Source organism: Streptococcus sp. HMSC077D04, assembly GCF_001808785.1.
GTDB classification, from domain to species: Bacteria; Bacillota; Bacilli; order Lactobacillales; family Streptococcaceae; genus Streptococcus; species Streptococcus mitis_BX.
Map to the genome: position 1 here is coordinate 24,097 of NZ_KV794522.1, position 8,291 is coordinate 32,387.

Sequence of the window (8,291 nt, forward strand, 5' to 3'; positions counted from 1 at the left end):
CAAACAATTGCACTTTCAGTAAATTTCTATACTAAAATTACGAATAATCTCTGCAATATTATCTAGGCTACAAAACTCACTTGATAATTTACATTTTACCAACAATTTTGATAATAGCGTTTGTCTTTAAAAGTACAATAACGGTCTTGCTTCTCTCTTAACGAGATTCAAGACCGTTATATAATATTTTCATTTTTTACTTGAAAAAATAGTTCTCAAAGAGAGGTTTCTATTTTATAGTTCTATCTTCTGCTATTTGATTGTGTAGATAATGAACTTGATGTACTGCTAGAGCTATTACTTGAGCTTGGTGTAGATGAGAAACTACCAATAATACTTGACCAAGCATTTTGGTAATCTGCTTCACTTCCTCCAATAGCAAAGTGATAGCTTGTCGTTGGAGCTCCCGCCTTGGTAGCCCAATAGCTCGTCACAGTAGAACCTGAAAGATCAACTGTTTTTCCATTAACGGATACTTTGCCAGGCTTCTGCCCTGTAGATTTGAGGACCTGAGATTGAGTCACACTTGAATCAAGATTAAAGTGTTCATTGCCCCAAACACCAGGCTCTGCCTGTTGGATAGCATTGACCAAGTGGGCCATATATTTGGCATTTCGATAATGCCCAGCCCCCTGAGCCATTGGACGGTTGTCATCGTGACCTAGCCAACCACCTAGAGTCAATCTTGGTGTCGAAAGCATGAGCCACATATTTTCATCTTCATTGGTTGTACCAGTCTTACCAATCCAGTCTGCACGAGCTAAGCTTGAATTAATAGAAGCCAAATCCGTTTGGAAACTTGAAGTGATCCGAGATGAAATCACCTCACGAAGCAAACTCTGCATAATCGTTGCTGTTGCCTTCGAATACACTTGAACTGGTTTATCTTGGAATTCATAGATTACTCTACCATCAGATGATTCAATCTTAGAAATCACATGTTTTTGATGATAGACACCGTTATTAGCAATTGTTTGATAACCATTGGTATGCTGGGCAACTGTGACTTCAATCCCACCACCCATAGGCAGACTTTCGATACCGTACTCTGGAATCTCGTAACCCATTTTTTCCATATAGCTCTTAACATCGACACCTTTTTCACGAAGCATGCGATAAGTCCAATAGGCTGGAATATTCCATGAATAGTTTAAAGCATCACCCAAATTGACCATATCTGTGCCTTTACTACTACCATGCACAATCGGACTACCATTTGCAAAATTTGTAGGATAATTTGACAATATGCTAGCACTTCCCATCAAACCTTGGTCAATGGCAATTCCGTAGGCCAGCAAAGGCTTGGTTGTAGAGGCTGGCGAACGCTTGGTGTCAAAGGCGTGATTGTTTTGGTTAGTCTGGTAATTACGACCACCAACAAAACCTAGAACAGCCCCCGTTTTATTGTCCATCAAAACATTCCCTACTTCAGGCTGCCCAGTCGAATCATCTACCAAATGACCATAGTTAGCAACTGCATTTTGCATGGCCGCATGGATTTTTTTATTGATCGTTGTAGTGATTTTGTAGCCGCCATTACTTAGTTCCTGCTCAGCTCTCTCATGATAAGCCTTTCGAATCGCTTCATTTTTCAACTCTTGGCTCGAAACATTATCCTGTCGAACTAAATAATCATACATACGGTCTGTCGCTTCAGCCATAGCTGTAAAGTAGAGATAGTCCCTCGAAACAACATTGACAGTTCCTGATGGCAAGAAGTCTTGTTTGAGATTATAATCCTTGTACTGGTCGTATTCTTCCTGAGTCAGAGCACCCGTACGGTACATGTTGTAGAGAACATCCTTGGCCCGCTTCAAACCAAGTTCTAAGTCTTCATCACTCTTTAACTCTCCAGTATTTTCATAAGGGGAATAAGTAATCGGACTCTGTGGCAAACCTGCTAGGAAGGCAGCTTGGGGAATACTCAACTTTTTGGCATCGATACCAAAAATCCCTTCAGCAGCTTGCTGGGCACCTGCAATATTCTGCCCTTTATGATTTCGACCAAAGGGAGCAACATTGAGATAAGTCGTCAAGATTTCATCCTTACTCATGCTACGTTCCAAGGCAAGGGCATCAACAATTTCTGTAGCCTTACGAGCCAAAGTCGGAGCATCTCCGACCACTTGTTGCTTGATTAACTGTTGGGTCAAGGTCGAGCCCCCACTAGACGAGCCCAAACCTGCAAAGGTTCCCAAAGTCGCCCGAATCACAGCTTTTGGCACAACTCCTTTATGTTCAAGAAAATGTTCATCCTCAGTAGCAACGATAGCCTTTTTGAGATTGTCCGATATTTCCTCAGATGAAACAGAAGTTCGCAATAGGTCACTCTCGATAGAAGCGATAACACTCCCATCTGCGTAAACAATTTCTGAGATGGAAGAAATATTTTTAACCTGCTTGACCAAATTCTCCGATTGGGGAACCTTGGCCTTGTCAAACAAAGCAACTCCATAACCAAGAGCTACACCAGCACCAAAAAGCCCACCGATAAAGCCTAGAATAAAGAGAGTATTCAAAATTCCCTTAATAGCAACTAAAATGCTACCTAGGATAGCCAGAACTTTCCCACCTGTCCCATCCGACTTCTTCACTTCTGAGACTTTCTCTGATTTTCTATGATTTATTTTTGATTTTACTCGCTGGAAAAATTCCAGCATTTTTCGTTTTAATTCATTTAATTGATTTTGCATGGATTTCCTCACTGTAACTATTATACCATAAAAGGTAAACTTTCAATAAAATAGCTACTTTCTTCCCTATTCTACTAGGCTATTGCTCAAGTTTGTGATACAATAGGTAGAAACAATATTTTATAAAGGAGAAAAGACACATGCACATTTTTGATGAGCTAAAAGAGCGTGGTTTGATTTTTCAAACGACTGATGAAGAAGCTTTGCGTAAAGCCCTAGAAGAAGGTCAAGTTTCTTATTATACTGGCTATGATCCAACTGCTGACAGCCTTCACCTAGGCCACCTTGTCGCAATCTTGACAAGTCGTCGCTTGCAGCTAGCAGGTCACAAACCTTATGCGCTCGTTGGCGGTGCTACAGGTCTCATCGGAGATCCGTCCTTCAAAGATGCTGAACGTAGTCTCCAAACAAAAGACACAGTAGATGGCTGGGTCAAGTCTATCCAAGGACAACTTTCTCGTTTTCTTGACTTTGAAAATGGGGAAAATAAAGCTGTCATGGTCAACAACTACGACTGGTTTGGCAGCATCAGCTTCATTGACTTCCTCCGTGATATCGGAAAATACTTTACTGTCAACTACATGATGAGTAAGGAGTCTGTGAAAAAACGGATCGAAACAGGGATTTCTTACACTGAGTTTGCCTACCAAATCATGCAAGGTTATGACTTCTTCGTCCTTAACCAAGATCACAACGTAACGCTACAAATCGGTGGTTCTGATCAGTGGGGAAATATGACAGCTGGTACTGAATTGCTTCGTCGTAAGGCTGATAAGACTGGCCACGTTATCACTGTTCCACTGATCACAGATGCAACTGGTAAGAAATTTGGTAAATCAGAAGGAAACGCAGTCTGGCTCAATCCTGAAAAGACTTCTCCATACGAAATGTACCAATTTTGGATGAACGTTATGGACGCAGACGCTGTTCGCTTCTTGAAGATCTTTACTTTCTTGTCACTTGATGAGATTGAAGACATTCGTAAACAATTTGAAGCAGCGCCACACGAACGCTTGGCTCAAAAAGTCTTGGCTCGTGAAGTCGTTACACTTGTTCACGGAGAAGAAGCTTACAAAGAAGCCCTCAACATCACTGAGCAACTCTTTGCAGGAAACATCAAAAACCTTTCTGTTAAAGAGCTCAAACAAGGACTTCGTGGAGTGCCAAACTACCAAGTTCAAGCAGATGAAAACCACAATATTGTGGAACTGCTCGTCTCATCTGGTGTGGTTAACTCAAAACGCCAAGCCCGTGAAGATGTCCAAAATGGAGCTATCTACGTAAACGGCGACCGCATTCAAGACCTTGACTATGTCTTGAGTGACGCAGATAAGTTAGAGAACGAACTAACTGTTATCCGTCGCGGTAAGAAAAAATACTTTGTATTGACTTACTAAACTGTTCAACATTTACCTATAAAAAAAGGAGTTAACCTCGAGAAAGGTAACTCCTTTTTGTTGTTGATAACCACATCTACCTATTTTTAATAGACAGGCTACGCAGTACAATGCGCAAGGTTGTTAGATTATGTAAGATAGAGAGATTTGAAGGACTGAGCCAATTAAATAAGCCAAAGCCAATCAAACTACTATTTACGACAACGGTATCTTGAATATTCTTCTTGATAAGTGTTTGCAAAGATGATGATAGCCAATCTAACTCTTGGAAGAAATCCAAGCGATTATCTAACAATAAGATATCGCTCATCTGCTTAGAAATATCTGCACTCTCATTCATCACCACACCGATATCTGATAGGGTTAGAGCAGCTGAGTCATTCAACCCATCCCCAACCATCAAAATAGTGTGACCTGCTTTCTGCAGTTCCTCTACTAACTCAAATTTCCCATCAGGTTTCAAGTCTGTATAGACCTGATCAAAGGGCAAATCTTTGACTAATTCCTCTGTTCTAACCAGGGTGTCCCCTGTTGCCAGAATCAATTTTTTCCCTTGTGCCTTAAGTTTCTCCAAGGCTGCTTTTGCTTCTTTTCTCAAAGGAGTATGAATGCAGAACATTCCAATCAATTCATTCTGATAAGCCAAGAATAAGAGATTGTAGTGACTCTTGTACTCTTCAATTAAAGCATTTTGTTCTGAACTGATATGAATTTGCTCATCCTGCATCAAGACATAATTTCCAATAACAACTGGTTGCCCATCTATATGAGATTTGATCCCCTTGCTTGCGATATATTGGAGCTTCCCATGCATTTCCTCATGTTCAATTCCCTCTATCTCAGCTTGCTTGACGATGGCATTAGCAATAGGATGATAAATGTGTTCCTCAAGACAGGCACTGATTCTGAGAATATCTTCCTCACTATAGTCCCCAAAAGGTAACACCTTTTCAACTATAGGATAACTAGTTGTGATTGTTCCCGTCTTATCAAACAAGAAAGTATCAACTTCCAGATATTTCTCCAGAACATCCCCATCCTTAATCACCATTTCACGATTCAACCCCTCCTTGATAGCTGTCAAATAAGCTACAGGAGTAGAGATTTTCAAAGCGCAGGAGAAATCGACCAATAGGAAAGAGATAGCCTTAGAAAAAGAACCTGTTAATAGGTAAGTCAGCCCAGCCCCCAAGAAATTATATTTGACGACCTTATCCGCCATCTTGATGAAATAGCGTTGTTTCGTTTTCTTGTTTTCTTCAGATTTCTTCATCAACTCAATCAGCTGTAAAATACGGCTGTTCATCTGATTATCGGTTACACGAATGCGCAACTCTCCAGTTTCTAATACTGTATTTGCACAAACCAAATCAGACTCTCTTTTTTCAACTGGAAAACTCTCTCCCGTCAAGGAACTTTCGTTGACCATACCTAAACCTGAAACTACTTGTCCATCAAACAGAATTTCATTTCCTTGAGATAGGACCAAGACATCTCCTATTTGAACATCAGAACTCTTGATACTAACGACCGTATCGCCCTGTACTAGGAATACATCGTTCTCTTTTGCAAGAAGGCTTTGTTCTAAATCTGTTGCAGTTTTTTTCAAGGACCACTGATCTAAATGATTCCCCAAATCAAGCATAAACATGATATTGCTAGCTGTCTTGGATTGGTTCATAAACAAGGACAATAAAATCGCCGAACAGTCCAAGACCTCCATCGTTAGTTCCTTACGCGCTAGTGTTTGATAGGCTTCTCTAATATAGCCAAAAGCCTGATAACAAGTCCATATATAGCGAATAGGATACGGCACAAAACTACGAAAAAGTATACGCTTAATCGCTGCACCTGAGACAATAGAATAAGCACTCTCTTCTCTACGAATGGGAAGAGTCATCAACTCAGAAACTTTCCCTTTATCAATTCTTTTTAAAAAGGCTTCTGTATTATCTAATACAGAAAAGCCTTCTTTTATGCGTAGAGTAAAGTGCTGTTGATCCATGTAAAACTGGATAGACTCAATCCCCTTTTCATCTCTCGCCAAGGAACGAAGATAGTCTTGAATATCCAAGGTGAGTGAAAAAGAAGACGATAGTCGGATATGTTGATATCCTCTATGTAGCACTTTAAAAGACATATTATTCTCCTATAAGGCTATCTAATTGCTCTTCTTTTTTCTCTTGCTCGTACAAATATTTGGCATCTTGCAAGACATCATCTCCATGTTGCTTCACAACAGAAACAGATGCATCTAGCTCGTCTTTCAACTTATAAGCCTTAGCCAAAGCTTTAGAATAACCTTTTTTAGCTTCCTTACTTGCTAAGATTTTCAAGCCAAGTGTACCAAATGCGACACCACTCAAAAAGAGTGATGATTTTTTCGCAACTTTTGCGACGCTTAATACTTCTTTTAACATACTTATTTCCTCCTTATCATTATTATATAGCAATTTAGATATAAAAGCAATTTCATTCCATAAATTGGAAAATTAGTTTTATTTCTACTGAATCTCCCATCTACTTATTCCTAAAGTTGCTTTCATTTGCCTCTTTTGATACACTTAAACTATGAATACAAATCTCAAACCTAAACTTCAGCGTTTTGCTTCTGCGACTGCCTTTGCCTGTCCTATCTGTCAAGAAAATCTGACTCTGCTAGAGACTAGTTTCAAGTGCTACAACCGTCATTCTTTTGACTTGGCGAAATTCGGCTATGTCAATCTAGCCCCTCAAATCAAGCAATCTGCCAACTACGACAAGGAAAACTTTCAAAATCGCCAACAAATCCTAGAAGCCGGCTTTTACCAAGCTATTTTAGATGCTGTATCTGACTTGCTTGCAAGCTCAAAAACTACCACAACAATTTTAGATATCGGTTGTGGTGAAGGTTTCTATTCTCGCAAGCTTCAAAAAAGGCATCCTGACAAAACCTTCTATGCCTTTGATATTTCCAAAGATTCCGTCCAAATCGCTGCCAAGAGTGAAGCAAACTGGGCAGTCAACTGGTTCGTTGGTGACTTGGCTCGTCTTCCTATAAAAGACGCCAGCATGGATATCCTGCTTGATATCTTCTCACCTGCCAACTATGGAGAATTTCGTCGCGTTTTATCCAAAGACGGCATCTTGATAAAGGTTATTCCAACTGAAAATCACCTCAAGGAAATCCGTCAGAAGGTACAAGACCAGCTGACAAACAAGGAGTATTCCAACCAAGATATCAAAAATCATTTCCAAAACAACTTCACTATCTTATCCAGTAAAACTGCCTCTCTGACCAAGACTATCACAGCAGATCAGCTCCAAGCCCTACTCAGCATGACACCCCTACTCTTTCACATCGACCAGAGCAAGATTGACTGGAGCCAACTGACAGAGATTACCATTGAAGCTGAGATTCTGGTTGGGAAAGTACTATAATTGACACAAAAACCGCATTTCAAAAAGATCTGCGGTTTTAAATTTCAATTTTCAAACTATCTATCCGAAAAGTCTAAAACATTTAAAGCTTTTAGCTTCTCCATTTATTTTCGATTCGAAATAACAAACTTATCAATAAATAGCAAGTGAAATAAGGCAAGTGTAATTCCCGATAAGCACCCATGATAAGAGATTTCTTGATGGGTAAGGGGGTAAAGATTACTATTACCCGCCAAGAGACATGTCAAAATCACAAATAGTATCCAAAATAAATCAGTCCATTTATATTTTGAAAAATATTTTTTCCACATAAGAACACCTTCTTTCCTACAATCATATTATAATACTTTGTGTAAGCGAATACAAGGGATATGAGGTAATCAACTACGAAGAAATATAAGGCTGAAGACAGTAAAAACCAGCTTTTTAAGCGCTGGTTTATTGTTTTAAACTAGGTTTCTTATAAAGATTACTAACACTAAGCTTTAAAAAAAGTTAGTTTTTGAAGCGCTTGGATAAATAGAATCTAGAAAACAGAAAAAACTAAAAAGAATGTAGGGAAATAAACCCTACATTCTTAAAATAACTTAGTACATAAATGACAATGCTGTCGCCGCCATCAATATTGCAAGAACTATTTTCCAAATTTTTTTATTTTTTCCAAAAATCTTATCAGCTAACAAGCTTATTACAAGAAAGGTAATAAACAACACCAATTTAAGTGTATATATCATAAGAACACCTTCTTTCCTATAATCATATTATAATACTTTGTGTAAGC

Annotated in this window: 6 protein-coding genes; 2 read left to right on the forward strand and 4 right to left on the reverse strand. The window is 39.2% G+C overall.

All coding sequences use genetic code 11. The annotated features are described in order from the left end of the window. Positions 1–242 precede the first annotated feature (242 nt). Positions 243–2,693: a penicillin-binding protein PBP1B gene (pbp1b, locus tag HMPREF2701_RS03100; RefSeq protein ID WP_070482065.1), complete on the reverse strand. Its 2,451-nt coding sequence runs from the start codon at positions 2,691–2,693 to the stop codon at positions 243–245. Positions 2,694–2,833: 140 nt separating this feature from the next. On the opposite strand from pbp1b, the gene tyrS reads away from it, so the two are divergent. Next, positions 2,834–4,090 carry a tyrosine--tRNA ligase gene (gene tyrS / locus HMPREF2701_RS03105; RefSeq protein ID WP_000546884.1) on the forward strand — a complete coding sequence of 419 codons (1,257 nt, stop codon included), beginning with the start codon at positions 2,834–2,836 and terminating at the stop codon, positions 4,088–4,090. Between the two features lie 76 nt (positions 4,091–4,166). Here tyrS and HMPREF2701_RS03110 read toward each other — a convergent pair whose 3' ends face one another. Together HMPREF2701_RS03110 and HMPREF2701_RS03115 are read right to left on the reverse strand one after the other, a co-directional pair. Next, on the reverse strand, positions 4,167–6,230 hold the full coding sequence (locus tag HMPREF2701_RS03110; RefSeq protein ID WP_049492624.1) for a heavy metal translocating P-type ATPase: 2,064 nt from the start codon (positions 6,228–6,230) through the stop codon (positions 4,167–4,169). A 1-nt stretch (position 6,231) separates the two neighbouring features. Beyond that, positions 6,232–6,510 (reverse strand): DUF6110 family protein, encoded by a 279-nt coding sequence (locus HMPREF2701_RS03115; protein ID WP_049492626.1) that lies wholly within the window; start codon positions 6,508–6,510, stop codon positions 6,232–6,234. A gap of 151 nt (positions 6,511–6,661) precedes the next feature. Between HMPREF2701_RS03115 and HMPREF2701_RS03120 the strand changes: the two genes are divergently transcribed. After that, positions 6,662–7,510, forward strand: coding sequence for a putative RNA methyltransferase (locus HMPREF2701_RS03120; protein WP_061590128.1), 849 nt, complete (start codon positions 6,662–6,664; stop codon positions 7,508–7,510). A gap of 104 nt (positions 7,511–7,614) precedes the next feature. Here the strand turns inward: HMPREF2701_RS03120 and HMPREF2701_RS11465 are convergent, their stop codons facing one another. Further along, positions 7,615–7,821: a membrane protein gene (locus tag HMPREF2701_RS11465; RefSeq protein ID WP_045606609.1), complete on the reverse strand. Its 207-nt coding sequence runs from the start codon at positions 7,819–7,821 to the stop codon at positions 7,615–7,617. Positions 7,822–8,291: the final 470 nt, after the last annotated feature.

What these genes read in the sequence shown, in the direction of transcription:
- tyrS (WP_000546884.1), top strand. Translation starts at nt 2,834, where the DNA reads ATGCACATTTTTGATGAGCTAAAAGAGCGTGGTTTGATTTTTCAAACG.
- pbp1b (WP_070482065.1), bottom strand. Translation starts at nt 2,693, where the DNA reads ATGCAAAATCAATTAAATGAATTAAAACGAAAAATGCTGGAATTTTTC.
- HMPREF2701_RS03115 (WP_049492626.1), bottom strand. Translation starts at nt 6,510, where the DNA reads ATGTTAAAAGAAGTATTAAGCGTCGCAAAAGTTGCGAAAAAATCATCA.
- HMPREF2701_RS11465 (WP_045606609.1), bottom strand. Translation starts at nt 7,821, where the DNA reads ATGTGGAAAAAATATTTTTCAAAATATAAATGGACTGATTTATTTTGG.
- HMPREF2701_RS03110 (WP_049492624.1), bottom strand. Translation starts at nt 6,230, where the DNA reads ATGTCTTTTAAAGTGCTACATAGAGGATATCAACATATCCGACTATCG.
- HMPREF2701_RS03120 (WP_061590128.1), top strand. Translation starts at nt 6,662, where the DNA reads ATGAATACAAATCTCAAACCTAAACTTCAGCGTTTTGCTTCTGCGACT.